Origin of the sequence: Curtobacterium sp. 260 (genome assembly GCF_030803485.1) — a bacterium.
Lineage (GTDB): Bacteria > Actinomycetota > Actinomycetes > Actinomycetales > Microbacteriaceae > Curtobacterium.
The window spans coordinates 139,182-162,792 of record NZ_JAURUY010000007.1; the positions used below are offsets into that span (position 1 = coordinate 139,182).

The 23,611-nt window shown below is 70.7% G+C and carries 24 protein-coding genes; 9 read left to right on the plus strand and 15 right to left on the minus strand.

Translation table 11 applies throughout. The features are described 5' to 3' along the window. Positions 1-106: 106 nt before the first annotated feature. From qcrB to ctaE, 4 genes are read right to left on the minus strand one after another with little or no spacing between them, the layout of a single operon-like run. The gene (qcrB, locus tag J2X59_RS10480) at positions 107-1,801 is read right to left on the minus strand and encodes a cytochrome bc1 complex cytochrome b subunit (RefSeq protein WP_251155486.1); all 1,695 of its coding nucleotides are present in this window, start codon (positions 1,799-1,801) and stop codon (positions 107-109) included. Beyond that, positions 1,801-2,868 carry a cytochrome bc1 complex Rieske iron-sulfur subunit gene (qcrA, locus tag J2X59_RS10485; protein ID WP_326496628.1) on the minus strand — a complete coding sequence of 356 codons (1,068 nt, stop codon included), beginning with the start codon at positions 2,866-2,868 and terminating at the stop codon, positions 1,801-1,803. Before qcrA ends, qcrB begins: the two co-directional genes overlap by 1 nt. A 33-nt stretch (positions 2,869-2,901) precedes the next feature. Continuing rightward, positions 2,902-3,705 carry a cytochrome bc1 complex diheme cytochrome c subunit gene (gene qcrC / locus J2X59_RS10490; RefSeq protein ID WP_066654316.1) on the minus strand — a complete coding sequence of 268 codons (804 nt, stop codon included), beginning with the start codon at positions 3,703-3,705 and terminating at the stop codon, positions 2,902-2,904. A gap of 21 nt (positions 3,706-3,726) precedes the next feature. Then, positions 3,727-4,365 (minus strand): aa3-type cytochrome oxidase subunit III, encoded by a 639-nt coding sequence (gene ctaE, locus J2X59_RS10495; RefSeq protein WP_058727853.1) that lies wholly within the window; start codon positions 4,363-4,365, stop codon positions 3,727-3,729. A 70-nt stretch (positions 4,366-4,435) separates the two neighbouring features. Between ctaE and trpD the strand changes: the two genes are divergently transcribed. Next, entirely contained in the window at positions 4,436-5,491 is a 1,056-nt protein-coding gene (trpD, locus tag J2X59_RS10500; protein ID WP_066654317.1) for an anthranilate phosphoribosyltransferase, read from the plus strand. A gap of 215 nt (positions 5,492-5,706) precedes the next feature. On the opposite strand, the gene glpK is transcribed toward trpD, so the two are convergent. Together glpK and J2X59_RS10510 are read right to left on the minus strand one after the other, a co-directional pair. Next, entirely contained in the window at positions 5,707-7,218 is a 1,512-nt protein-coding gene (gene glpK, locus J2X59_RS10505) for a glycerol kinase GlpK (protein ID WP_209682576.1), read from the minus strand. A gap of 43 nt (positions 7,219-7,261) precedes the next feature. After that, positions 7,262-7,987 carry an MIP/aquaporin family protein gene (locus J2X59_RS10510; RefSeq protein ID WP_326496629.1) on the minus strand — a complete coding sequence of 242 codons (726 nt, stop codon included), beginning with the start codon at positions 7,985-7,987 and terminating at the stop codon, positions 7,262-7,264. 312 nt (positions 7,988-8,299) lie between these two features. Here J2X59_RS10510 and dhaK point away from each other — a divergent pair, with 312 nt between their 5' ends. Genes dhaK through dhaM form a run of 3 tightly spaced genes read left to right on the plus strand, consistent with a single transcriptional unit; the run spans position 8,300 to position 10,675 of the window. After that, a complete protein-coding gene (gene dhaK / locus J2X59_RS10515; RefSeq protein ID WP_326496630.1) occupies positions 8,300-9,301 on the plus strand; it encodes a dihydroxyacetone kinase subunit DhaK in 1,002 nt (333 codons plus the stop codon). 31 nt (positions 9,302-9,332) lie between these two features. Then, a complete protein-coding gene (gene dhaL / locus J2X59_RS10520) occupies positions 9,333-9,959 on the plus strand; it encodes a dihydroxyacetone kinase subunit DhaL (protein WP_326496631.1) in 627 nt (208 codons plus the stop codon). Beyond that, a complete protein-coding gene (gene dhaM / locus J2X59_RS10525) occupies positions 9,956-10,675 on the plus strand; it encodes a dihydroxyacetone kinase phosphoryl donor subunit DhaM (RefSeq protein WP_326496632.1) in 720 nt (239 codons plus the stop codon). The genes dhaL and dhaM overlap by 4 nt, the downstream gene beginning before the upstream one ends. Positions 10,676-10,720: 45 nt before the next feature. On the opposite strand, the gene J2X59_RS10530 is transcribed toward dhaM, so the two are convergent. Beyond that, positions 10,721-11,560, minus strand: coding sequence for a helix-turn-helix transcriptional regulator (locus tag J2X59_RS10530; RefSeq protein WP_326496633.1), 840 nt, complete (start codon positions 11,558-11,560; stop codon positions 10,721-10,723). Positions 11,561-11,662: 102 nt separating this feature from the next. Here J2X59_RS10530 and J2X59_RS10535 point away from each other — a divergent pair, with 102 nt between their 5' ends. From J2X59_RS10535 to J2X59_RS10545, 3 genes are all read left to right on the plus strand, one after another. Continuing rightward, positions 11,663-12,343 (plus strand): SDR family NAD(P)-dependent oxidoreductase, encoded by a 681-nt coding sequence (locus J2X59_RS10535; protein ID WP_326496634.1) that lies wholly within the window; start codon positions 11,663-11,665, stop codon positions 12,341-12,343. A gap of 73 nt (positions 12,344-12,416) precedes the next feature. Continuing rightward, the gene (locus J2X59_RS10540; protein WP_326496635.1) at positions 12,417-13,448 is read left to right on the plus strand and encodes an alcohol dehydrogenase catalytic domain-containing protein; all 1,032 of its coding nucleotides are present in this window, start codon (positions 12,417-12,419) and stop codon (positions 13,446-13,448) included. Between the two features lie 65 nt (positions 13,449-13,513). After that, complete coding sequence (locus J2X59_RS10545) at positions 13,514-13,882, plus strand: cupin domain-containing protein (RefSeq protein ID WP_326496636.1); 369 nt, start codon at positions 13,514-13,516, stop codon at positions 13,880-13,882. A 314-nt stretch (positions 13,883-14,196) separates the two neighbouring features. On the opposite strand, the gene J2X59_RS10550 is transcribed toward J2X59_RS10545, so the two are convergent. The 4 genes from J2X59_RS10550 to J2X59_RS10565 form a co-directional block, all read right to left on the minus strand. Continuing rightward, positions 14,197-14,361 (minus strand): hypothetical protein, encoded by a 165-nt coding sequence (locus J2X59_RS10550; RefSeq protein WP_158407754.1) that lies wholly within the window; start codon positions 14,359-14,361, stop codon positions 14,197-14,199. A gap of 119 nt (positions 14,362-14,480) precedes the next feature. Next, a complete protein-coding gene (locus J2X59_RS10555; protein WP_066654336.1) occupies positions 14,481-14,792 on the minus strand; it encodes a DUF4190 domain-containing protein in 312 nt (103 codons plus the stop codon). 115 nt (positions 14,793-14,907) lie between these two features. Next, positions 14,908-15,363 (minus strand): NUDIX hydrolase, encoded by a 456-nt coding sequence (locus J2X59_RS10560; protein ID WP_326496637.1) that lies wholly within the window; start codon positions 15,361-15,363, stop codon positions 14,908-14,910. A gap of 39 nt (positions 15,364-15,402) precedes the next feature. Next, the gene (locus J2X59_RS10565; RefSeq protein WP_326496638.1) at positions 15,403-16,164 is read right to left on the minus strand and encodes an SDR family oxidoreductase; all 762 of its coding nucleotides are present in this window, start codon (positions 16,162-16,164) and stop codon (positions 15,403-15,405) included. 188 nt (positions 16,165-16,352) lie between these two features. Here J2X59_RS10565 and J2X59_RS10570 point away from each other — a divergent pair, with 188 nt between their 5' ends. After that, the gene (locus tag J2X59_RS10570; protein ID WP_066654342.1) at positions 16,353-16,823 is read left to right on the plus strand and encodes an NfeD family protein; all 471 of its coding nucleotides are present in this window, start codon (positions 16,353-16,355) and stop codon (positions 16,821-16,823) included. Continuing rightward, a complete protein-coding gene (locus J2X59_RS10575) occupies positions 16,820-17,974 on the plus strand; it encodes an SPFH domain-containing protein (protein WP_271827052.1) in 1,155 nt (384 codons plus the stop codon). Before J2X59_RS10570 ends, J2X59_RS10575 begins: the two co-directional genes overlap by 4 nt. Before the next feature lie 69 nt (positions 17,975-18,043). On the opposite strand, the gene J2X59_RS10580 is transcribed toward J2X59_RS10575, so the two are convergent. From J2X59_RS10580 to tatC, 4 genes are all read right to left on the minus strand, one after another. After that, positions 18,044-18,394: an RNA polymerase-binding protein RbpA gene (locus tag J2X59_RS10580; protein WP_058727838.1), complete on the minus strand. Its 351-nt coding sequence runs from the start codon at positions 18,392-18,394 to the stop codon at positions 18,044-18,046. Positions 18,395-18,498: 104 nt separating this feature from the next. Next, positions 18,499-20,175 (minus strand): apolipoprotein N-acyltransferase, encoded by a 1,677-nt coding sequence (lnt, locus tag J2X59_RS10585; RefSeq protein ID WP_326496639.1) that lies wholly within the window; start codon positions 20,173-20,175, stop codon positions 18,499-18,501. Between the two features lie 11 nt (positions 20,176-20,186). Next, positions 20,187-22,628: a DEAD/DEAH box helicase gene (locus tag J2X59_RS10590; RefSeq protein WP_066654346.1), complete on the minus strand. Its 2,442-nt coding sequence runs from the start codon at positions 22,626-22,628 to the stop codon at positions 20,187-20,189. Further along, positions 22,628-23,380: a twin-arginine translocase subunit TatC gene (gene tatC / locus J2X59_RS10595; RefSeq protein ID WP_066654351.1), complete on the minus strand. Its 753-nt coding sequence runs from the start codon at positions 23,378-23,380 to the stop codon at positions 22,628-22,630. Before tatC ends, J2X59_RS10590 begins: the two co-directional genes overlap by 1 nt. Between the last annotated feature and the right edge of the window lie 231 nt (positions 23,381-23,611).

Below are 23,611 nucleotides of genomic sequence, written 5' to 3' on the forward strand. Positions count from 1 at the left end.
GAATGCACGGTGAACCGGGAGTGGCGAGTCTGCTTCGGAACAGGCGAACGAACGAGCCCCCCGACCACGGTGTGGTCGAGGGGCTCGTTCGTTCTTGCCGAGGAACCTAGTGGTTCGCTGCGCCCAGCGCGGGGGCCTGGGCCTGGTGGTCGCCCTCCAGCTCCGGGCCGTGGTGCGCGGCGTGCGCTGCCTCGAGCTCGGCCTTCGTGACCGGCGCGATGCGGTCCTCGAAGAAGAAGCGGGACAGGTTCGCACGGACCTTCTGCACCCCGGTGATCCGACCCTTGGCGTCCGGACGGACCATGAGCGGCTTGTACTCGTTGAACTGCAGGAGCTTCCAGCGCTCGTACTCGTCGAGCTGCTCGTGCACCTCGATGTACTCGCCGTGCGGGAGCCGGACGATGCGACCCGACTCGTAGCCGTGCAGGACGATCTCGCGGTCCTTCTTCTGCAGCGCCAGGCAGACACGCTTCGTGATCCAGAAGGCGACGAACGGACCGAGGACCGTCGTGGCCTGGATGACGTGGATCACGTGCTCGATCGACACCATGAAGTGCGTCGCGATGATGTCCGACGAGGCAGCGGCCCAGAGCGACGCGTAGAGCGTGATGCCCGCGGCACCGAAGGCGGTGCGGGTCGGAGCGTTGCGCGGACGGTCGGCCAGGTGGTGCTCACGCTTGTCGCCCGTGACCCACGCCTCGAGGAACGGGTAGGCGAACATCGCGATGATGAGCGCCATGAGGACGGCGATCGGGACGAGGATGTTGAACGACACCGTGTAGCCGAACCACACGACCTCCCAGTGCGGCGGCACCAGGCGGAGCGCACCGTCCGCGAAGCCGATGTACCAGTCGGGCTGGGTACCGGCGGACACGGGGGAGGGGTCGTAGGGGCCGTAGTTCCAGATCGGGTTGATCGTGAACAGCGACGCGATGAGGGCGAGGATGCCCGCGACGATGAAGAAGAAGCCACCGGCCTTCGCGGCGAACGCCGGGAGGATCGGGACGCCGACGACGTTCTCGTTGGTCTTGCCGGGGCCCGCGAACTGCGTGTGCTTGTTGATGACGACGAGCACGAGGTGCACACCGAGCACCGCGACGAGGATCGCCGGGAGCAGCAGGATGTGCAGCGTGTAGAGGCGGCCGACGATGTCGGTGCCCGGGAACTCGCCACCGAACAGCAGGTAGGCGATCCACACGCCGATCACCGGGACACCCTCGATCATGCCGACGATGATGCGCAGGCCGTTGCCGGAGAGCAGGTCGTCGGGGAGCGAGTAGCCGGTGAAGCCCTCAGCCATGGCCAGGACCCAGAGCACGAAGCCGAAGACCCAGTTGAGCTCACGCGGCTTGCGGAATGCTCCGGTGAAGAACACGCGGGCCATGTGCAGCATCACCGAGGCGACGAACAGCAGGGCGGCCCAGTGGTGGATCTGTCGGACGAACAGACCACCGCGGATGTCGAACGAGATGTTCAGGGTGGACTGCAGCGCGGTCGACATCTCGACGCCCTTGAGCGGGACGTACGAGCCGTTGTAGACGACCTCGGTCATCGACGCCTGGAAGAAGAACGTCAGGAAGGTCCCCGACAGCAGGACGACGACGAAGCTGTACAGCGCGACCTCGCCGAGCATGAAGCTCCAGTGGTCGGGGAAGATCTTGCGCCCGACCTCCTTCACCAGGCCCGAGATGCTCGTTCGCTCGTCGATGTAGTTGGCAGTGGCCCCGATGAGTCGGGACCCGCGCGTCGGCTCGGGCCGTGTGGCCGTGGCCGGCGCGCTCGTGGTGGTGGTGCTGGTCATCAGCGTTCACGCTCCCAGAAGGACGGTCCGACCGGCTCGTGGAAGTCGCTCTGTGCGACCAGGTAGCCGTCGTCGTCGATCGCGATCGGAAGTTGGGGGAGGGGACGTGCAGCCGGGCCGAAGATGACCTCGCAGTTGTTCGAGACGTCGAACGTCGACTGGTGGCACGGGCACAGCAGGTGGTGCGTCTGCTGCTCGTAGAGCGCGACCGGGCACCCGACGTGGGTGCAGATCTTGGAGTAGGCGACGATGCCGTCGTAGCCCCAGTCCTCGTGCCCCGCGGAGGGGTTGAGGTCCTTCGGGTCGAGACGCATGAGGAGGACGGAGGCCTTGGCCTTCTCCTCGAGCATGTGCTCGGAGTCGAGCATGCCGTCCGGGATGACGTGGAAGACCGAACCGATGGTGACGTCCGACGCCTTGATCGGCAGACCCGTCGGGTCCTTCGTCAGGCGCATGCCGGACTTCCAGAAGGTGTGGCGCAGGAGCTCGTTCGGGTCCTCCGCCGGGGCGAAGTCACGGACGAGGACGACACCGGGCAGCGGGAAGGCCACCAGGGCACCGATCATCGAGTTGCGGATCAGCTTGCGACGGCTGAACCCGGACTCCTTGTCGGCGAGCTGGAACGCCTCGACCGCCTTGGCACGGGTCGCGTCGGTGCCACGGGTGCTGTGACGCAGCTCCGTGATCTCGCGGTCCACGACGAGCGACTTCGACCAGTAGACGGCGCCGAGGCCCAGCGCGAGCAGGGCCAGGGCGATCGCCAGACCGAGCCAGAGGTTGCCGGCACGGACCGTGCCGAAGTCCTCGGGGTCGATCGGGAAGGCGATGTACGCGGCGATCGCGAGGACGCTGCCCACGATGGACAGGTAGAAGAACGTGGCGACCTGACGCTCGGCCAGGCGCTGCTTCTTCGGGTCGACATCGGTGCGGCGCGCGCGGTGCGGCGGCTCACCCGGGTTCTCGAACGGGTCCGCGGGGACGACCGCGATCCCGGCCGACGTGCTGGTCGCGCCGTGCTTCTCGACAGCCGAGGACGAGTTCAGTGCCTCGTCGTCGTGCTCTGCCATGGTGTTCCCTTCAGTGTCGTTCGACACGGACGATCAGTTGGACTTCGCGGTCAGCCAGACGGTCATCGCGACGACCGCGCCGAGTCCGAAGATCCAGATGAACAGACCCTCTGCCACCGGGCCGAGGGAGCCGAGGGCGAACCCGCCCGGCGACTTGTTGTCCTGCACGTACTTGAGGTACGTGATGATGTCGGCCTTCTGCTCCGGCGTCAGGTTGAGGTCGTTGAAGACCGGCATGTTCTGCGGGCCCGTGACCATGGCCTCGTAGATGTGCTTGCCGGAGACCGACTGCAGGTTCGGGGCGTACTTGCCCTCGGTCAGCGCACCACCGGCACCGGCCACGTTGTGGCACATCGCGCAGTTGATGCGGAAGAGCTCGGCACCCTCGGCAGCGTCGCCGCCACCGTTCGTGAGCTCGGAGGAGGGGATCGACGGGCCGGGGCCGAGCGACGCGACGTAGGCGCCCATGGCGTCGATCTGCTCGTCCGTGAACTGGGCGGGCTTCTCCTCGGCCTGGGGGCCCTGCGCGGCCATCGGCATGCGACCGGTCCCGACCTGGAAGTCGACCGACGCGGCGCCGACACCGATGAGGGACGGACCCTCGCCGGTGCCCTGCGCGTCGAGACCGTGGCAGGTGGCGCAGTTCGAGGCGAAGAGCTTCTCGCCCTCGTTGACCTTGGACTGGCTGGACACCGCGGAGGTGGTGCTGTCGTCGGCGTTGGCCGTCGAGCTGAACAGCGCGTACGCACCGCCGGTGGTCATGAGACCGACGACGATGAGCGAGACGGTCGCCATCGGGGAACGGCGGCCCTTCTTGGACTTGCTTCTGGTGAACATGCGGTGGGGGGTGTCCAGTTCCTACTTGAGAAGGTAGATGACAGCGAAGAGGCCGATCCAGACCACGTCGACGAAGTGCCAGTAGTACGACACGACGATCGCGGTGGTCGCCTCCTTGTGCCCGAAGTTCTTGGCGGCGAAGCCGCGGCCGAGGGTCAGGAGGAAGGCGATGAGACCACCCGTCACGTGCAGGCCGTGGAAGCCGGTGGTCATGTAGAACGCGGAGCCGTAGGCGCTCGACGAGAGCGTCACGCCCTCGTGCCAGAGGTTCGCGTACTCGAAGATCTGGCCGCAGACGAAGATCGCGCCCATGCAGTACGTGACGAAGAACCACTCCGTCATGCCCCAGTCCTTCGGGTTCCAGCTCGTGCGGTGCACCTGGAAGCGCTCCGCGGCGAACACCGCGAACTGGCAGGCGAAGCTGGACAGCACCAGGATGATCGTGTTCACCGAGGCGAACGGCACCTCGAGCTTGGCGGTCTCGGTCGCCCAGAGCTCGGGCGAGGTGCTGCGCAGGGTGAAGTAGATCGCGAACAGGCCGGCGAAGAACATGACCTCGCTGCCCAGCCACACGATCGTCCCCACGGCAACGGCGTTCGGCCTGTTCAGGACCGGACCGCTGGCGGATCTGGAGAGAGGGGTGCTAGTCACGTCCTCCATTATGGCCGAAACCACTGACAGTGTTTTCGCAGGACACTGGCGGGTCGTTCGAACTCAGTACGATCGAGCCATGTCCCACGCACTCTCCTGGCCTGCAGTGATCAGCGCGCTCATGGCGCACGAGGACCTCTCGATCAGGCAGTCCACGTGGGCCATGGAGGAGATCGTCCAGGGACGTGCGACCGCCGCACAGATCGCGGCCTTCGCGGTCGCGCTCCGCGCCAAGGGGGAGACCGTCGACGAGGTGGTGGGCTTCCGCGACGCCATCCTCGACGCCGCCGTCCCGCTGGACGTCGACCCGATGGCGCTCGACATCGTGGGCACCGGCGGCGACGTCGTCGGGACCGTCAACGTCTCGACGATGGCCGCGATCGTCATCGCGGCCGCGGGCGTGCCGGTCGTCAAGCACGGCAACCGCGCGAGTTCGTCGAAGTCCGGCTCGAGCGACGTGCTCGCCGCGCTCGGACTCGACCTCACGATGGACGCCGCGCGTGTCGCGGACACCTTCCGGCGTGTCGGTCTGACGTTCGCGTTCGCGAGCGCGTTCCACCCCGGCTTCGCGCACGCGGCACCGGTGCGGCGCGAGATCGGGGTGCCGACGGTCTTCAACTTCCTCGGCCCGCTGGTGAACCCGGCACGGTGCGAGGCGAACGCCGTGGGCGTCGCACAGCTCGAGCTCGTCCCGATCATCACGGGCGTCTTCCAGACCCGCGGCGCGACGGCGCTCGTGTTCCGCGGTGACGACGGCCTCGACGAGCTGACCACGACGGGCCACTCCCACATCTGGGAGGTCACGGGCGGCCGCGTCACCGAGCACGACCTCGACCCGCGCGACCTCGGGATCGCCCGCGCGCGCACCGAGGACCTGCTCGGCGGCGACCCGGAGCACAACGCCGCCGTCGTGCACCGCGTGCTGGCGGGTGAGACCGGTCCGGTCCGCGACATCGTGCTGCTCAACGCCGCCGCCGGCCTGGTGTCCTTCCGCCTCGCCGAGGACCCCGAGCAGGCGGACCGACCGATCCTGCAGCGCTTCCGCGAGCAGCTCGCCGTCGCAGCCGAGGCCGTCGACTCCGGCGCCGCCGCGCGGAAGCTCGCCGACTGGGTCGGCGCCGCGCCGGCGGCCTGAGCAGCCCCGCGCGGGACGCCGGCGTCGGCGCGAGCCGCACCGGAGACGACGAGACGCCCCCGGATCCGGGGGCGTCTCGTCGTGCGGGCGGCGTCCCGTGGCGAGCAGACGGACACGAGGGCCCCGCTCCGGACGCACCACCGCAAAGGTCTGGAGGCGCGGCACCGGCCCGTGGGGCCGGCACCGCGCCTCCAGGCGGTCACCTCGTCAGTGCGTCAGCGCACGTCCTCGTCGACCCAGTCGAAGGTCTTCGTGACGGCCTTCTTCCACAGGCGGAGCTGGCGGTCGCGCTCGGCGTCGTCGAGCTGCGGCTCCCAGCGCCGGTCCTCCTGCCAGTTGGCGCGGAGCTCGTCGAGGTTCGCCCAGAACCCGACGGCCAGACCGGCGGCGTACGCGGCTCCGAGGGCGGTGGTTTCCGCGACGACCGGACGGACGACCGGCACGTTGAGGATGTCCGCCTGGAACTGCATGAGCGCGTCGTTGGCCGTCATGCCACCGTCGACCTTGAGTTCGGTCAGGTCCACGCCGGAGTCCGCGTTGACGGCGTCGAGGACCTCGCGGGTCTGCAGCGCCGTCGCTTCGAGGGCGGCACGCGCGATGTGCCCCTTGTTGACGTAGCGGGTCAGGCCGACCAGGGCACCGCGGGCATCCGGTCGCCAGTACGGCGCGAACAGGCCCGAGAACGCCGGGACGAAGTACACGCCACCGTTGTCCTCGACGGTCTTGGCGAGGGCCTCGACCTCCGGGGCGCTGCCGATGATGCCGAGGTTGTCGCGGAGCCACTGGATGAGCGAGCCCGTGACGGCGATCGAACCCTCGAGGGCGTAGTGCGTCTCCTGGTCGCCGAGCTTGTAGCCGACCGTGGTGAGCAGCCCGTTCTCCGACCGGACGATCTCCGTGCCCGTGTTGAAGATGAGGAAGTTGCCGGTGCCGTAGGTGTTCTTCGACTCGCCCTGGTCGAACGCGGCCTGACCGAAGGTCGCGGCCTGCTGGTCGCCGAGGATGCCGGCGATCGGGACCTCGCGGAGCAGGCTGGAGGACTCGACGTGGCCGTAGACCTCGGAGGAGCTGACGATCTCCGGGAGCATCGACTTCGGCACCCCGAAGTCGGCCAGGATGTCGTCGCGCCACTGGAGCGTCTCGAGGTCCATGAACAGCGTGCGGGACGCGTTCGTGACGTCGGTCTTGTGGACGCCGCCGTCGGTGCCACCCGTCAGGTTCCAGAGGACCCAGGTGTCGGTGGTGCCGAAGAGCAGGTCGCCCGCCTCGGCCTTCTCGCGCGCACCCTCGACGTTGTCGAGGATCCAGGCGATCTTGGTGCCGGCGAAGTACGTGGCGAGGGGCAGGCCGACGATCGCCTTGTAGCGGTCGGTGTCACCGTCGGCGAGCTCGTCGACGATCGACTGCGTGCGGGTGTCCTGCCAGACGATGGCGTTGTAGACGGCCTTGCCGGTGTTCTTGTCCCAGACCACGGCGGTCTCGCGCTGGTTGGTGATGCCGACCGCCGCGACGTCGTGGCGGGTGATGTCGGCGCGGGACAGGGCCTGGCCGATGACCTCGCGGACGTTGTCCCAGATCTCCGCCGGGTCGTGCTCGACCCAACCGGCACGCGGGAAGATCTGCTCGTGCTCCTTCTGGCCGACCGACTTGATCGAGCCGGAGTGGTCGAAGACGATGGCGCGCGTCGAGGTCGTGCCCTGGTCGATGGCGACGATGTAGTCGGCCATGGGTTCTCCTTGGGTTGCGTTCGGTGTGGTGGACGGGTGGTCGTCAGGAGACGACGGGGAGCAGGAAGGTCGAGGCACCGGCGGCGAGGGCGCCACCGACGAGCGGGCCGACGACCGGGACCCAGGCGTAGGACCAGTCGCTGGAACCCTTGCCCTTGATGGGCAGGAGGGCGTGCGCGATGCGCGGGCCGAGGTCACGGGCCGGGTTGATGGCGTAGCCGGTGGGGCCACCGAGCGAGACGCCGATCGCGATCACGAGGAAGGCGACGGGGACCGCGCCGAGCTCGGCCGGGGTCTTGCCGTTGGTGAAGGCGAGGACGACGAACACGAGGACGAAGGTGCCGATGATCTCGGTGACGACGTTCCAGCCGTAGCTGCGGATGGCCGGGCCGGTGGAGAACACGCCGAGCTTGGCGGCGGCGTCGGGCTCCTCGTCGAAGTGCTGCTTGTAGGCGAGCCACACGATGACGGCACCGATGATCGCGCCGATGAGCTGGGCGATCCAGTAGAGGAACATCTCGCCGACGGTGATCTTGCCCAGCAGGGCGAGGCCGAGGCTCACGGCGGGGTTGAGCTGGCCGCCGGAGCTGTAAGACACGGTGACGCCGGCGAAGACCGCGAAGCCCCAGCCGATCGTGACCATGAGGAAGCCGGCGCCGAAGCCCTTGGACTTCGTGAGGGACACGGCGGCGACGACACCGCCACCGAGGATGATGAGCAACGCCGTGCCGACGAGCTCTGACATGAAATTGACGCCGATGCCGTCCATCGGTGACCTCCAGTGCGAGTGGTGGGGGTCCGGTGGCTGCTGCGTCCGGCACTCCCCGTCGAGTGATTGGGGCCGAGCATAGTGAGGCGGATCGTCGCGACGCGATCACGCAGCGAGTCGAGTCCGCGAAACTGCACGAACGTGCACGAGCGGTGTGCGGTCCGGCATCCCGCACCGGGGCCCCGCGAGCATGGTCCTGCACGAACGTGCACCGGAGGCGAACGGGCGGTCGCTGTAGGGTGAACGCACTCCGGTCGACGACGGCGGTGTGGATCCGCCCGCGGTCGACCCCCGTCCTCGTGGAGGTCCGTCATGAAGAAGCTCATCAACGATCCGCACGACGTCGTGACCGAGACCGTCCGTGGGTTCGCCCGGGCGCACGAGGGGCACGTCGTCCTGGTCGAGGACCCGATCCACCTGCACCGCGCCGACGCCCCCGTCCGCGGCAAGGTCGGCATCGTGAGCGGCGGCGGCAGCGGGCACGAGCCGCTCCACGCCGGGTTCATCGGCCACGGCATGCTCGACGCAGCCGTGCCGGGGCCGGTCTTCACCAGTCCGACCCCGGACCCCATCGTCGCCGCGACGAAGGCGGTGGACGGGGGAGCGGGCGTGCTCCACATCGTGAAGAACTACACCGGGGACGTCCTCAACTTCGAGACCGCTGCGGAGCTGGCGGAGCTGGAGGACATCCGCGTCGAGTCCGTCGTCGTCGACGACGACGTCGCCGTGCAGGACTCGCTCTACACGGCAGGACGCCGCGGCGTGGCCGGCACCGTCGTGGTCGAGAAGTGCGCCGGCGCCGCAGCCGAGCGCGGCGGCGACCTCGACGCCGTCGCGGCGGTCGCCCGCCGTGTCAACGAGGTCACCCGGTCGATGGGCCTGGCCCTGGGCTCCGGCACCGTCCCGCACGCGGGGGAGCCGTCCTTCACGCTCGCGGACGACGAGGTCGAGCTCGGGATCGGCATCCACGGCGAGCCCGGCCGCGAGCGCATCCCGATGGCTCCGGCCGACCAGCTCGTCGACCGCGTGCTCGAACCGGTGCTCGCCGACCTCGACGCGCCTGCGGGCTCGCAGCTGCTGCTCCTCGTGAACGGGATGGGCGGGACCCCGCTGTCCGAGCTCTACATCGTCTACCGGCGCGCCGCCGAGGTGCTCACGGACCGCGGCCACCACGTCGCGCGTAGCGTGGTCGGCGACTACGTCACGTCCCTCGAGATGCCCGGCTTCTCGATCACCGTCACGGTGCTCGACGAGGAGATCACGGCCCTCTGGGACGCCCCGGTGGAGACCACGGCACTGCGCTGGGGTCGCTGACCACCGTCCACCATCCAGGAAGGAACACGAATTGGCGCTCGACACCGCATGGGCCATCGACTGGGTGCGCCGCACCGCCGCGACGATCGACGACCACCGCGCCGAGCTCGTCACGCTCGACCGTGAGATCGGCGACGGGGACCACGGCGAGAACCTCGACCGCGGCTTCCGCGCCGTGGTCGAGGCTGTCGACGCCGGGTCCTTCGACACCCCCGGCGCGGTCTTCAAGACGGTGGCGACGAAGCTCATCTCGACGGTCGGCGGCGCCGCCGGTCCGCTCTTCGGGACCGCGTACCTGAAGGCCGCGCAGGCCGCCGGCGACGCGTCCGAGCTCGACGCGGACGCCCTGGTCGCCGTCCTCACCGCCGCCCGCGACGGCGTCGTCTCGCGCGGCAAGGCCGAGGTCGGCGACAAGACCATGGTCGACGCCTGGTCGGCCGCCGTCGATGCCGCGGCCACCGCGGCAGCAGCGGGCGAGGGTCCCGAGCGCGTGCTCGAGGCCGCCGCCGACGCCGCCGTGACCGGCGCCGAGTCGACCGACCCGCTCGTCGCCCGCAAGGGCCGCGCCAGCTACCTCGGGGAGCGGGCGATCGGACACCGCGACCCCGGGGCGCAGTCGACGGCGTACATCCTGCGCGCAGCGGTGGACGCCGCGTGACCGTCGGGATCCTGGTCGTCTCGCACAGCGCGGCGATCGCGACCGGCACCGTCGAGCTCGCCCGCCAGATGGCCGCGGACGTCCCGATGGTGGCCGCCGGCGGCACGGACGACGGCGGCATCGGGACGTCATTCGAGGCGATCACCGGCGGCATCCAGGAGCTCTCGTCGGCGGACGCCGTCGTCGTGCTCTGCGACCTCGGCTCCGCCTACCTGACGACCGACACCGCACTGGACTTCCTCGACGAGGCCGACCGCGACCGGGTGCACGTCTCGCGGGCCCCGCTGGTCGAGGGCACGGTGGCCGCGGCGGTCGCCGCGCAGACCGGGGGCGACGTCGACGCCGTCCTGGCCGCGGCGTCGTCGGCCGTGCGGTCCGCGGACGACGACGAGAGCGCCTCCGACCCGACGGGGGACCGGCCGGGAGGCACGGCACCCGTCGACGACGCGGATCCGACCGACGGGGCGGTCACCGAGACCGTCGAACTGGTCAACGAGAGCGGCCTGCACGCCCGGCCCGCGGCCGAGTTCGTGAAGGCCGCCGCGAAGCACGAGTCGCGCGTCCGCGTCAACGGCGTCGACGCGAAGAGCCTCCTCGCGATCATGGCGCTCGCCCTGCCGAAGGGCGCGACCGTGACGATCGAGGCGGACGGACCCGACGCACGGGACGCCGTCGACGCCCTCGTCGCGCTCGTCCGCTCCGGCTTCGGCGAGTGACGAGCGCCGCCGCGCGCGCCGAGGGGGCGGGCGCGGCGGAGGTGCTCAGCGTCCGGGTGTCACGAACTCCTGCAGCCCCGTGACCCGGAGCAGGTCCAGCTTCGCGGCGTCCTCGCTGCCGGGCACCGCCGTGTAGACCACGATCCGCAGGTCGCTGCCCGGCACGCTGAGCACGTCGCAGTCGATCTCCACCGGGCCGACCGGGGTGTGCACGACCTTGCGACTGGTCCGGTGCTCGGCGATGCGCCCACCGTGCCAGCGCCGCTCGAACTCCGGGGACGCACGGCGCAGCCGTGCCACCAGCTCCGCGAGACGCCGATCCGCCGGGTACCGGCCCAGGGCGGAGCGGAGGTCGGCGACCAGGTCGCTCGAGAAGTCCTCCTGGTGGGTGTCGTCCCACTCGACGCCGTCGTGCCCCTGCGTGAAGTGCCGCCACACGAGGTTCGCCTCGAGGCCCGTCCAGCGCCCGGGGTCGCCGGAGACCGTGGCCCAGAGGTCGTTCCACAGCACGATGTCGTGCGCCGCCGTGAACACGGCCAGCGGGACGTCCCCGAGCCGGTCGAGCATGCGGTGCACGCCGGGCGGGACGTGGCGGGGGACCTCGCCCCGCGAGGGCACCGCGGCGCCCGCGACCCGGAACAGGTGGTCGCGTTCGGCCTCCGTGAGCCGGAGCGCGATCGCGAGTGCGCCGAGCAGCTGCGGTGAGGGGTTCGTCGCTCTGCCCTGTTCCAGGCGCACCACGTAGTCGACGCTGACCCCGGCGAGGGTCGCCAGCTCCTCGCGTCGGAGCCCGGCGGTGCGCCGGCCCGGCCCCGCCGGCAGTCCGACCTCGGCCGGACGCACCCGGTCACGCCAGGCGCGCAACACCTCCGCGAACTCGCTCATGCGACCATCATCACCCGGTTCGGGCAGGCGGTCCTGGTACTGCCGGTCCCACCGTCGACCGGTGCCTGGGAACCCGACGGCGACGCGGGCATCGTGGACGGCATGACCACCACACTCATCACCGGGGCCAACCGTTCGCTCGGCCTCGAGACCGCACGCCGACTCGTCGAGGCCGGGCACACCGTGTACGCCGGCATGCGCGACACCGCCTCCGGGGACGAGGCGCGCGCCATCGGCGCGCACGTCGTGGCGCTCGACGTCACCGACCAGGCGAGCGTCGACGCCGCGCTCGCGTCGCTGCCGCAACTCGACGTGCTCGTGAACAACGCCGGGGTGCTCGGGACCTCGTTCGGCGTCGACGACCTCGACGCGGACGCGATGGCCGACGTGCTCGACACGAACGTCGTCGGGGTCGTCCGGGTGACGCAGGCGGCCCTGCCGCTGCTGCGTCGCTCGTCGAACCCGGTGATCGTCAACGTCGCGTCCGGCGTCGGCTTCGCGCGCTGGCTCACCACGCCCGGTCGCGACGAGCACCCGGTCCCCGCGGTGCCGTACGCGGCGTCGAAGGCGGCGCTCATCGCCGCGACCGTGCAGTACGCGAAGAACCTGCCCGGGTTCCGCGTCAACGCGACCGACCCCGGCTACACCGCGACTGCGTTCAACGGCTTCGGCGGGCACCAGACCGTCACGGAGGGCACGGACGCGACGGTGGCGCTCGCGCAGATCGGCCCGGACGGACCGACGGGGGAGTTCCACGACCGGACCGGCCGCATCGAGTACTGACCGGACGTCGGACGGGAGGCACGTGGCGGGTCCGCCACGCGCCTGCCGTCGGTCGGTCTGCCAGGATGACGGCATGCGCGCAGTCCGGTACGACCGCTTCGGTTCCATGCCAGTCATCGTCGAGCTCCCGACGCCGGAGGCACCCGTCGGCGGCGTCGTCGTCACCGTCCATGCGACCGGGGTGTGCCGGAGCGACTGGCACGCGTGGAAGGGCCACGACGACTCGGTGTCGTTGCCGCACGTGCCGGGCCACGAGTTCTCGGGGACCGTGTCGGCCGTCGGCGACGACGTCACCGGCTTCGCCGTCGGCGACCGGGTGACCGCGCCGTTCGTCTTCGCCTGCGGTACGTGCGAGCAGTGCCGCGACGGGGCCACGCAGGTCTGCACCCGGCAGCAGCAGCCCGGGTTCACGCTGCCGGGCTCGTACGCCGAGGCGGTGGTGGTGCCGCACGCCGACGTGAACCTCGTGGCGCTGCCCGACGAGGTCGGCTTCGCCGAGGCGGCGGGGCTCGGCTGCCGGTTCGGTACCGCGTACCACGCGCTGCACGCACGGGGGCGGGTCGCCGCAGGGGAGTGGGTCGCCGTCTTCGGCTGCGGCGGTGTCGGACTGTCCACCGTGCTGGTCGCCGTGGCAGCGGGCGCACGTGTGATCGCCGTCGACGTCTCGCCGGCAGCGCTCGAGCGGGCGGCGGCACTCGGCGCGACCACGCTGCCGATGGGCGAGGACGTGGCGGCGACGGTGCACGGTGTGACCGGAGGGGGCGCGCACGTGTCGGTGGACGCCTACGGCAGTCGGGCGACCTCGCTCGCCGCGGTGGGCTCGCTCCGTCCGCGCGGTCGGCACGTGCAGGTCGGTCTGTTGCTCGACGACGAGGCCGTGCCGGTCATCCCGATGGGCAGGGTCATCGCCGACGAGCTCGAGCTGCTCGGGAGTCACGGGATCGCGGTGGGGGAGTACGCCGCGATGCTCGCCGACGTGGTCGCCGGTCGGCTCCGTCCCGCCGCGTCGATCGGACGGACGATCGGGTTCGGCGACCTGCCCGATGCGCTCGAGGCGATGGACCGGCCGGCGACCGGGTCGGGGATGACCGTCGCGGTGTTCTGAGACGCCGTCATCCCTGTCATCCGCAACCTGCGGACAGCCGGTGTGTCATCTGACGTACTGCGGACATGACGTGGGGAAGCGGAGCGGGCGTCGAGCTCGCGGAGCTCGCAGTGATCGACGACTGTCGACTGACGGTGCCACCGGGCGTCGGCCGGGCGGACGGAGTCGTCCGCTCGTTCGTTGCGCGGATCCCACCGGGGGCGTCGACGGGGTGGCACCGGCACGACGCCTGGCAGACGGGGATCGTCGCCCGGGGGCGACTGCGACACCGGACGGCCGACGTCGTGCAGTACCACGAGCCCGGTCAGGTGCTCGTCGAGGCACCCTTCGTCGACCACGAGGCGACGAACGCGTCCGACGAGGAACTGGTGCTCGTGTTCGTCGCCGCGCAGGTCGACGGCTGCCCGCTGGTCACGCTGAGGCCTGCGCCGTGACGCAGGGCGGGGCGGTCAGGGGAGCCGCACAGACGGGAGTCCGACCGTCACGAGTCACCTGAGTTGACATAATATGCATTATCGGCGCTCAGCGCTGAACAGCTAGATAGCCGGTGAACTCGCGTCCACGCACCGTTCTCGTCGCACGACGCGCCGCCGTTCGTCCGCCGTGGGTGCACGACATGCCGCTCACGATCAACGTGAACGGCATGTCGTGCGACCTGGGCGTCGTGACCGGCGGCGCATCGTGGCCGGGCCCGCGGTGGCGTTGCGGGTCCGACGGACCTGCGCGGTCGGCGGCGACGGCCGGGTCGTCAGTGCTCGGGCGTCTCGTCGCCGGTGGGCACGTCGTCGGCGTCGATCTCGAGGGCGGCCTGCTCGCTGCCGTCCTCCTCGACCTCGGAACGGTCGGTGTCCGGCTGCTCCGGCTGCTCGGCCTGGGTGGTCTCTTCTGCGGGGTCCGGCTGGCTGTACGTCATGGCGGGGACGCTACTCGGCGCGGCCTGTGTCGGTCCGGGCGGTGCGGTCGTCGACGGTGACCGGACAGACGGACGGGAGGCGCGTGGCGGTGCCGCCACGCGCCTCCCGTCCGGTGGTGCTACTGGTTCTGCAGCATCTGCGTCGCCAGCACGGCGCCGAAGATCATGAAGATGATCGCGATGACGATACCGATGACGCTCAGGACGATGCCGGCGAGGACCATGCCGCGGTTCAGGCCCCGGCGACGCGCGACGAAGCCGAGGATCAGGCCCACGATGCCGGCGATCAGACCGATGATCGAGAACAGGAAGCCGAAGACGACGGCGACGATGCCGAGCACCAGCGACCCGATGGCGAGGCCGTTGCCGCCGTTCGTCGCGGGTGCCGCGCCGGGCGTGTTCGGTGCCGGCGGGAAACCGTTCGTGGACATGGGAGCTCCTCGTGTCAGGGCCGCTGGCACGGGTTGCGTGCGGCCGTCAGCGCACACGGTAGGCGCTTCCTGCGAAGTGCGTTCACATCAGCTGTACGCACCCGGTGCTGCCGGATCAGACGGCACGGTGCCGCCGGACCAGGTCCGGGAGCTCCACCGGCTCGAAGGGCTCGTCGGTGGCGTCGAGCTCCTCGGCGGTCCACCACCGCGAAGCGAGGATGTCGACGCGCTCGTCGTCGGTCCACTCGGCATCGGACAGCTCGAAGCCGGGCGTCCGGACGACGTAGAACTCGCTGTGGCCGCGGTCGTGGTCGGCCAGGTCCCACTCGACCGTGAAGTCCCAGCTCCACACGGGGTCGCCCGGATCGTCGACGACGACGCCGGTCTCCTCACGGAGCTCGCGGACGGCGGCGTCGCGGTACGACTCCCCCGGGTCCACGCCGCCACCGGGGGTGATCCACCGGTGCGCGTGGTCGGACGACGGCGACCGCGTGTCCATGAGGAACACGCGGCCGTCCGGGTCGAGCAGGAGGATGCGGGAGGTCAGACGGAGGCCGGGCTTCGCTGTCATCCGCCCGAGGCTACCCGTCGCGCCGTCCCCCGCTCCGTGTCAGGCCGTGAAGCCGCTCGTGTCACCGACGAGCTTCGTGTGGTCGGCCGGGATCGGCTCGACGGCGGCCAGGGCGATCTCGGCCGCGAACTCGGACACGCTGTAGAGCTTCCCGACCTCCTGGCGCCGACCCTCGATCGCACCGGGGTTCAAGCGGTTGAGCAGCGTCGCCGTGATGGTGCCCTCGATCATGTCGCCGGAGACGGTCACGAACTCGATGCCGGCGGCCTCGAGCTGCGGGATGAGCTCGCGCAGCGCGAGTTCGCCGGCACGCTTGCTCTTGGCGACGGGGACGTACTCATCCATCGTCTCGGCGGTCTCGACGAAGTGGGCCTGGTGGCTGGTCACGAAGACGACACGCGAGCCGGCCGGCATGTGCGGCACGGCGGTCTGCAGCATGTCGACCTGTGCGTCGCGGTTCAGGCGGAGTGCGTAGTCCTCCCCCAGGTCGGCCTCCATGCCGCCGGAGGCGTTGAGCACGAGCAGGTCGATCCCGCCCCACTCGGCCACGACGCGGTCGACCATCGCCTGGACGGAGTCGTGATCGGTCAGGTCGGCAGCCACGGCGATCGCGGAACCGCCGGCAGCGACGACCTTCTCGACGATCTGCTCGGCGCGCCGGGCCTTGTTGCGGTAGTTCACGACGACCTTCGCGCCGACCTCGGCCAGGTAGCCGACGGTGTCGGCGCCGATACCGCGCGACGACCCCGTGACGAGGGCGCGCTTGTCGGCGAGGGATCCGGGGGCGAGGGGGTTCGTCACGGGCGTGTTCTCCAGGTCGCTGCTGTGGCCGGTCGGCCGCCGACGAGCCTACCAACCACGCGGCCCGCGCCGGGCGAGCGTCAGTCGCACCCGCGCGGACCCGAGCGTGACTTGATATGTTGAACGGAGTTGGACCGGCCGTCGCGACGCTGCACGCCGGAGCGCGCGATGCAAGGGAGGGAGATCGCGTGAACATCGACTGGATCCAGACCGTCGTCTGGATCGGACTGACACTGCTGCTGGGCGTGGTCGAGATCTTCACGCTCGACTTCATCTTCCTGATGCTCGCCGCGGGCGCGGCCGGGGGTCTGATCGCAGCGCTGGTCGGCGCGCCGTGGTGGCTCTCCGCGATCATCGCGGCCGTCGTCGCACTCGTGCTGCTCTCGCTCGTCCGCCCCCGGCTGCTCGTGGCGCTCGGCCGGAACGCCGACCCGCACCGCACCAACATCGAGGGGCTGATCGGCCTGCGCGGCACCGTCGCGGTGGCCTTCACGTCGTCGTCCCCCGGGCAGGTCCGTCTCGCGAACGGCGAGACCTGGAGCGCCCGGCTCGCCGCAGGCTCCCCCGACCGCACACCACCGCTCGGCACCCCCGTGGTCGTCGAGTCCATCGAGGGGTCGACCGCGGTCGTCCGCCTCGGAGAAAGGGCCACCTCGTGACCATCTCAGCCGGGACGATCGCCCTGATCGTCCTCGTCCTCGTCGTCGTGATCTTCGTGATCGTCGTCCTGTCCCGCGCGATCCGGATCGTGCCCCAGGCGACGGCCGGGATCGTCGAACGACTCGGCAAGTACCACAAGACGCTCAGCCCCGGACTCAACATCCTGGTGCCGTTCATCGACCGGCTCCGCCCGCTCATCGACATGCGCGAGCAGGTCGTGTCCTTCCCACCGCAGCCGGTGATCACCGAGGACAACCTGGTGGTCTCGATCGACACCGTCGTCTACTTCCAGGTGACCGACGCACGCGCCGCCACCTACGAGATCGCGAACTACCTGGGTGCGGTCGAGCAGCTCACCACCACGACGCTCCGCAACGTCGTGGGTGGCCTCAACCTCGAAGAGGCACTGACCAGCCGCGACAACATCAACGGCCAGCTCCGGGTCGTCCTCGACGAGGCGACCGGCAAGTGGGGCATCCGGGTCGGTCGTGTCGAGCTCAAGGCGATCGAGCCGCCCGTGTCGATCCAGGACGCCATGGAGCAGCAGCTCCGCGCCGAACGGAGCCGTCGAGCCGCGATCCTGCAGGCCGAGGGCACCAAGCAGTCGGCGATCCTCGAGGCCGAGGGCCAACGGCAGGCCGCGATCCTCGCCGCCGAGGGTGACGCGAAGGCCCAGGTGCTCCGCGCCGAGGGTGAGGCGCAGGCCATCGCGACCGTCTTCGAGGCGATCCACACGGGCGACCCGGACGACAAGCTGTTGTCCTACCAGTACCTGCAGACCCTGCCGAAGATCGCCGAGGGCACGGCGAACAAGCTGTGGATGATCCCGAGCGAGTTCACCGAGGCGCTGTCCGGGATCGCCAAGGGCTTCACCGGCGGGCGGACCGGCAGCGGTCCGGTCGCGGGAGCCGGTGGGGGCACGGACTTCCTGTCGCGCATCTCGAAGCTCGCGAACGAGAGCCTGGCGAACACCGCGACCGCGGACGGCGCGGCGGCGGCGAACCCCCGACCGGACGCCACCGCGGCCGACATCGTCCCGGACGCCGCGCTCGACGAGCGGCTCGAGGAGTCGAACCGCAGTGTCGACGCGCGCCTCGCCGCGGCCGACGAGGCCTCGCAGACCGCGCTCGGGGACGACCACCGGCCGTAGGTCTCCCCGCACACGACGACGCCCGCCCCGGATCTCCCGGGGCGGGCGTCGTCGTGTCGGGGGTGGTGCTCAGGCGCCGCGACGTGCACGCAGGAACGCGAGACGCTCCTCCAGGAGCTCCTCGAGTTCCTCGCGCGAGCGACGCTCGAGCAGCATGTCCCAGTGCGTCCTCGGCGCCTTGACGTCCTCGGCAGCGACCTCGACGGGGATCCCGTCGTCGCCGAGCAGCCGTCCTTCGCGCCCCGTCCGGGGTTCCGACCACGTCTGCGGTACGTCCGCCTCGGCGGAGAAGACGACGTCGAACGTCTCCCCCGACTCGGTCTGGTAGACCGCGCGCTTCCGGTCGGAGAGCTCGACGCCCTCCTCGCTCTGGAGACTCTGGCTCCCGAGCCGCATCCCGCGGAGACTCCGATCAGCCATGTGTGTGCTCCTCTCGCTCGTCTGCCCTCCTCAACACTGTCCCACGCGGGATGCATCCCGACTGGGCGCATTCACAGAGCGTTCCCAGTGGGAGGTGGCGGTGTTCAGGAATCGCGGCGGAGCGACCGTGTCGATCGACGGCCCCACGGTGCGCACGCGAGCAGGGCGAGGAGGGCCCCGAGCGACACCAGGAGGGTGACCGACCCGGAGACGATCGTGGCGGGGGTCGTCCCGGTGCCGAGCGGCACGTCCGTGACCATCGAGGTCGCCGTGTACTCGGGGACGCGGTCGATGGTCCGCCCCGAGGGGTCGATGACCTGGGACGCACCGACCGTCGAGATGTTGACGAGCGAGCGACCGGTCTCGACCGCCCGGAGCCGGGCGATCTCGAGCTGCTGCAGGTTCTCGTCGGTCCCGGAGAAGTCGGCGTTGTTCGTCTGCGCGAGGATGACCTGCGCTCCCCCGCGAGCCATGTCGGACGTGAGTCCGTCGTCGACGATGTCGAAGCAGACCGCGATCCCCGCCTTGATGCCGGCGACATCGAGCACGTTCGGCCTGGTGCCCGGCGTGTAGTCGCGCTGCAGCAGCCCGATGAGCGACGGCGCGAGCTTCGAGAAGAACCAGCGGTCGGGCACGTACTCGCCGAAGGGGACCGGACGTTTCTTGTCGTAGGACGACTGCCAGCCGTCGGCGGTCCACACGAACGACGTGTTGTGCAGGACGCCGGACGGTGTCTGCGTGATCGCCCCGGCGACCAGCGGCGCCCCGACCGTGTCGACCACGGAGTCGAGGGCGCCTGCGACGGCCGGGAAGCGCCGCGGGTCGGCCTCGGCGGCAGCCTCGGGCCAGACGACCAGGTCGACGCCACGCGCCTCGACGTCGGTCGCGGCGACCTGCGCGGCCAGGACCTCGCCCGGCTGGGCGCGGTCGAAGTACCCGGCCGGACCGTTTCCCTGCACCGCCTCGACGCGGATGCTGCCGTCGATGCGGGTGGGCCAGGCGGGCACGGCCAGGACCACGGCGACCAGGAGCCCGGCGGTGGCCACGCGCGTGGACGCGGCGACGCCCGAGCCGGGTGTGCGAGGCACGACGAGCGCGAGCGACAGCACGACCGCGACGCAGTAGACGACGACGAACGTCACGCCGAGCACGCCCACGTACGCCGCGAGGTGCGTGAAGGGTCCCTGTGACTGGGACAGCCCGACCCGGCCCCACGCGAAGCCCTCGTACGGCCAGCTGCCGGAGAACCACTCGCGTCCGGTCCAGAGTCCGGCGACGACGGCCGGGAGGCCCCACACCCGCCAGGCGGTCGACGGCAGGACGCGCGCGATCCAGCGGTACGCGAGGGCGATCGCCACGCTGCCGAGGGCGAAGTACGCGGCCTCGAACAGCGCGAGCGCCAGCCACGGGACCGGACCGAGGTACCGCCCGGCCCAGGAGATCGCGGGCAGCCAGAAGGCCGCGCCGGCCACGTACCCGAGCCAGGCTGCACGTCGGGCGCGCTGCCCCATCGCGGCGAGCAGCATGCAGGCCATCGCCGGGTAGGCGAGGAACCACCAGCCCGGGGACGGGAACGACAGGGCGAAGAGCAGGCCGCCGACGACCGCGAGCGGGAACGCGAGGCGCAGCGGCAGCGCGGCGAACTCGTCGCGCCGCCCGTCCGGCAGGATCCCGGTCCCGGTCGGGGACACCGTCGACGCCCGCGAGGCGGCGCGGACGACGCGGCGTCCCGTGGTGGAAGCGCCGGTCTGCGGGCGCGTGGCCGCGTCGGGGACGTGCACCGGGCCTCCCGTCAGACCGTCGCGTAGGCGACGATGCCGCGGCGCACCGCGTCCGTCGCCCGTCGCGCGGTCTGGGCGAGCTCCTCGTCGCCGGCGTTCCGGACCTGGTCCAGCAGGTCGATGACCTGCTTCGACCAGCGCACGAAGTCGCCAGCGGGCATGTCCAGGGTCCGGAGCACGTCGTCGAGCGCGGAGCCGGACGCCCAGCGGAACATGCCGACCGACATCGCCGGGGTCGGCGGCTGCGAACCGGCGAGCCGCGCATCGCGCTCGATGTCGTCGAGCCGCGCCCAGATGGTCAGCGTCTCGTCGAGCGCCGGCCGGAAGGCTCCGCGGGGCAGGGCGTGCTCGGTCCCCGGGGCGTCCTCGCGCCGGGGCTGGTACACGATGGTGGCGGCCATGGCGGCGAGCTGCGCCGGGGTCAGTTCCTTCCAGACGCCGGCCTCGAGGCACTCGGCCACGAGAAGGTCGCGCTCACCGTAGATCCGCTGCAGGCGACGTCCGCCAGCGGCGACGGTCGCTTCGTCGTCCCCGGTGGCGACCAGGTAGCCGAGCTGCAGGAGCACGTCGGTGACCCGGTCGAACGTCGTCGCGACGGCACCCGTGCGGGAGCGGATCTGCTGGACGAGCTTGTCGTTGGCGCGCTTGAGCTTGTACCAGCGCTCGGCCCAGCGGGCGTGCGCCTCGCGGTCCGGGCACGCGTGGCAGGGGTGGCGCTGCATCTGCCGACGGACCTCGGTGATCGCCGCCTGGCGCTCCTGCCGGGCGCCGTGCGAGGCCTCGCGACCGCCGGGGACGTTCGTGCGCTCGAGGTCCGACAGGCGACGGCGGAGCGCGGCGTACTCGGTGAAGTCCCCGAGGTGGCACTGCATCGCGCGCTGGTAGCCGTCGAGGGACTCCTGCTGCGACCGGACCTTGCGTGCGAGGTCGACGACGGAACGGTCCGCCTGGAACTGCGCGAACGAGGTCTCGAGGACCTCGCGCGTCCGCTGCCGACCGAACTGCTCGATGAGGTTCACGGCCATGTTGTACGTGGGCTTGAACGACGAGTTGAGCGGGTACGTGCGACGGCTCGCCAGCGACGCGACGGCCTGCGGGTCGAGGCCGTCCGACCACTGGATGACCGAGTGGCCCTCGACGTCGATGCCACGGCGTCCGGCGCGACCGGTGAGCTGCGTGTACTCCCCCGGCGTGATCGGCACCCGGGCCTCGCCGTTGAACTTCTCGAGCTTCTCGAGCACGACCGTCCGGGCCGGCATGTTCACGCCGAGCGCCAGGGTCTCGGTCGCGAACACGACCTTGAGGAGCTTGCGCTGGAAGAGGTCCTCGACGACCTCCTTGAACGCGGGCAGCAGGCCGGCGTGGTGTGCGGCCACACCGCGCTCGAGGCCCTCGAGCCACTCCCAGTAGCCGAGCACCGCGAGGTCCTCGTCGAGCAGGGTCCGGCAGTGGTACTCGGCCGTCTCGCGGATCTCGTTGCGCTCGTCGGCGGTCGTCAGCGAGATGCCGGACCGGAGGACCTGACGGACGCCCTGGTCGCAGCCGTTGCGGCTGAACACGAAGAAGATCGCCGGCAGGAGCATCCGCTCGTCGAGCACCTTCGCGATCTGCTCGCGGTACATCTTCTCGGTACGAGGGCCCCGGCGCTCGGGGTAGCCGCCGCGTCCGCGACGACCACGGTGGCCGCCGCCGTGCCGCTCGCTGCGCGAGGCGCCGCCGACGAGTCGGAGCAGCTCCGGGTTCACCCGGTTCGTGGCCGCCGCACCGCTCGAGTCGAACAGGTCGACCATCTTCGAGCCGACGAGCACGTGCTGCTCGAGCGGGACCGGCCGGTCCTCGGACACGATGACGTCGGTGTCGCCGCGGACGGTCTGCAGCCAGTCGCCGAACTCCTCGGCGTTGGACACCGTCGCGCTGAGGGAGACGAGCCGGACCTCGGTCGGCAGGTGCAGGATCACCTCTTCCCACACCGCTCCCCGGAACCGGTCCGCCAGGTAGTGGACCTCGTCGAGGACGACCCACGCCAGGTCGTCGAGCAGGTCGGAGTCCGCGTAGATCATGTTGCGGAGCACCTCGGTCGTCATCACGACGACACGGGCCCGCGGGTTGACGTTCGTGTCGCCGGTGAGGAGCCCGACCTCGGACTCGCCGTAGTCGGCCACGAGCTCGTTGTACTTCTGGTTGCTCAGCGCCTTCATCGGCGTCGTGTAGAAGACCTTCGCGGTCGGCTGCCGCATGGCGAGCCAGATCGCGAACTCGGCGACGATCGTCTTGCCGGCACCGGTCGGTGCGGCGACGAGGACGCTCCGGCCCTGGTCGAGTGCGTCGCAGCCGGCGACCTGGAACGGGTCGAGGTCGAAGCGCAGGTCGGAACGGAACAGCTCGAGGTTGCGCGAGCGGTTCCGGACCTTCGCCGCCTGGTAGCGCTCGGCGGCAGTGGGTCCGGCGGTCATCAGCGTGCGTACTCCTCGTCGAGCTTCGCCTGCTGCTTCGCCAGCCTGCGGTCGTGGAGCCAGGTCACGAGACACGCTGCTGCGTAGAGCACCGTCATCGGGATCGCCAGCAGGAACATCGAGATGACGTCGGCCGACGGGGTCACGATCGCGCAGAACACCAGGATGCACACGATCGCGACGCGCCACGACCTGATGATCGAGCTGGCCGACAGCACCCCGACGAAGTTCAGCAGCACGAGGAACACCGGCAGCACGAACGCGATGCCCACGGCGACGATGAGCTTGATGACGAAGTCGTAGTACGCCTTGGCGTCGACGATCGACGTGTCCTGCGCCGACACGAAGCTGCCCAGGATCCCGACGATGTGCGGCAGGACGTACCAGCCGAACCAGCAGCCCGCGAAGAACAGCGGGATCGCGGTGCCCAGGAACCCGAACACGTACTGCTTCTCGCGCCGCACCAACGCCGGGACGATGAACGCCCAGACCTGGTAGAGCCAGACGGGGCTCGAGATCACGACACCGATCGTGATCGCGATCTGCAGCCGCAGGTCGAACGCGCCGGTGATCTGCGGGAAGTTCAGCTCGGCCGTGTGGCCGCCGACCTCGGCCAACTGGGTGACCGGCTGCCGCAGGGCATCGAGCACGAACGGGGTGAGGAACCACCCGCCGACCGCGCAGAGCGCGACCGCGACGACGGCCTTGAAGAGACGGTTCCGCAGCTCGATCAGGTGCTGCCCGAGCGACATGCGACCCTCGGTGTCCTTCTCCGGACGGCCTGGTCGCCTCGCTCGCCCGCTCGCGGTCGTCGAAGCCATGGCCCGATCCTACGGGACCGGGGCCGACAGTCGGGCCGTCGGCGGCGGACCCACAGGCGGACGACCGGACGGGAGGCGCACGGCGGGCCCGCCCCGTGCCTCCCGTCCGTCAGGGTGCGCGGCGGGCGCGGTGCACGCTGTGGCCGGCGCTGGCGGGGTGCA

What these genes read in the sequence shown, in the direction of transcription:
- qcrB (WP_251155486.1), bottom strand. Translation starts at nt 1,801, where the DNA reads ATGACCAGCACCACCACCACGAGCGCGCCGGCCACGGCCACACGGCCC.
- qcrA (WP_326496628.1), bottom strand. Translation starts at nt 2,868, where the DNA reads ATGGCAGAGCACGACGACGAGGCACTGAACTCGTCCTCGGCTGTCGAG.
- qcrC (WP_066654316.1), bottom strand. Translation starts at nt 3,705, where the DNA reads ATGTTCACCAGAAGCAAGTCCAAGAAGGGCCGCCGTTCCCCGATGGCG.
- ctaE (WP_058727853.1), bottom strand. Translation starts at nt 4,365, where the DNA reads ATGGAGGACGTGACTAGCACCCCTCTCTCCAGATCCGCCAGCGGTCCG.
- trpD (WP_066654317.1), top strand. Translation starts at nt 4,436, where the DNA reads ATGTCCCACGCACTCTCCTGGCCTGCAGTGATCAGCGCGCTCATGGCG.
- glpK (WP_209682576.1), bottom strand. Translation starts at nt 7,218, where the DNA reads ATGGCCGACTACATCGTCGCCATCGACCAGGGCACGACCTCGACGCGC.
- J2X59_RS10510 (WP_326496629.1), bottom strand. Translation starts at nt 7,987, where the DNA reads ATGGACGGCATCGGCGTCAATTTCATGTCAGAGCTCGTCGGCACGGCG.
- dhaK (WP_326496630.1), top strand. Translation starts at nt 8,300, where the DNA reads ATGAAGAAGCTCATCAACGATCCGCACGACGTCGTGACCGAGACCGTC.
- J2X59_RS10530 (WP_326496633.1), bottom strand. Translation starts at nt 11,560, where the DNA reads ATGAGCGAGTTCGCGGAGGTGTTGCGCGCCTGGCGTGACCGGGTGCGT.
- J2X59_RS10535 (WP_326496634.1), top strand. Translation starts at nt 11,663, where the DNA reads ATGACCACCACACTCATCACCGGGGCCAACCGTTCGCTCGGCCTCGAG.
- J2X59_RS10540 (WP_326496635.1), top strand. Translation starts at nt 12,417, where the DNA reads ATGCGCGCAGTCCGGTACGACCGCTTCGGTTCCATGCCAGTCATCGTC.
- J2X59_RS10545 (WP_326496636.1), top strand. Translation starts at nt 13,514, where the DNA reads ATGACGTGGGGAAGCGGAGCGGGCGTCGAGCTCGCGGAGCTCGCAGTG.
- J2X59_RS10550 (WP_158407754.1), bottom strand. Translation starts at nt 14,361, where the DNA reads ATGACGTACAGCCAGCCGGACCCCGCAGAAGAGACCACCCAGGCCGAG.
- J2X59_RS10555 (WP_066654336.1), bottom strand. Translation starts at nt 14,792, where the DNA reads ATGTCCACGAACGGTTTCCCGCCGGCACCGAACACGCCCGGCGCGGCA.
- J2X59_RS10560 (WP_326496637.1), bottom strand. Translation starts at nt 15,363, where the DNA reads ATGACAGCGAAGCCCGGCCTCCGTCTGACCTCCCGCATCCTCCTGCTC.
- J2X59_RS10580 (WP_058727838.1), bottom strand. Translation starts at nt 18,394, where the DNA reads ATGGCTGATCGGAGTCTCCGCGGGATGCGGCTCGGGAGCCAGAGTCTC.
- J2X59_RS10590 (WP_066654346.1), bottom strand. Translation starts at nt 22,628, where the DNA reads ATGACCGCCGGACCCACTGCCGCCGAGCGCTACCAGGCGGCGAAGGTC.
- tatC (WP_066654351.1), bottom strand. Translation starts at nt 23,380, where the DNA reads ATGTCGCTCGGGCAGCACCTGATCGAGCTGCGGAACCGTCTCTTCAAG.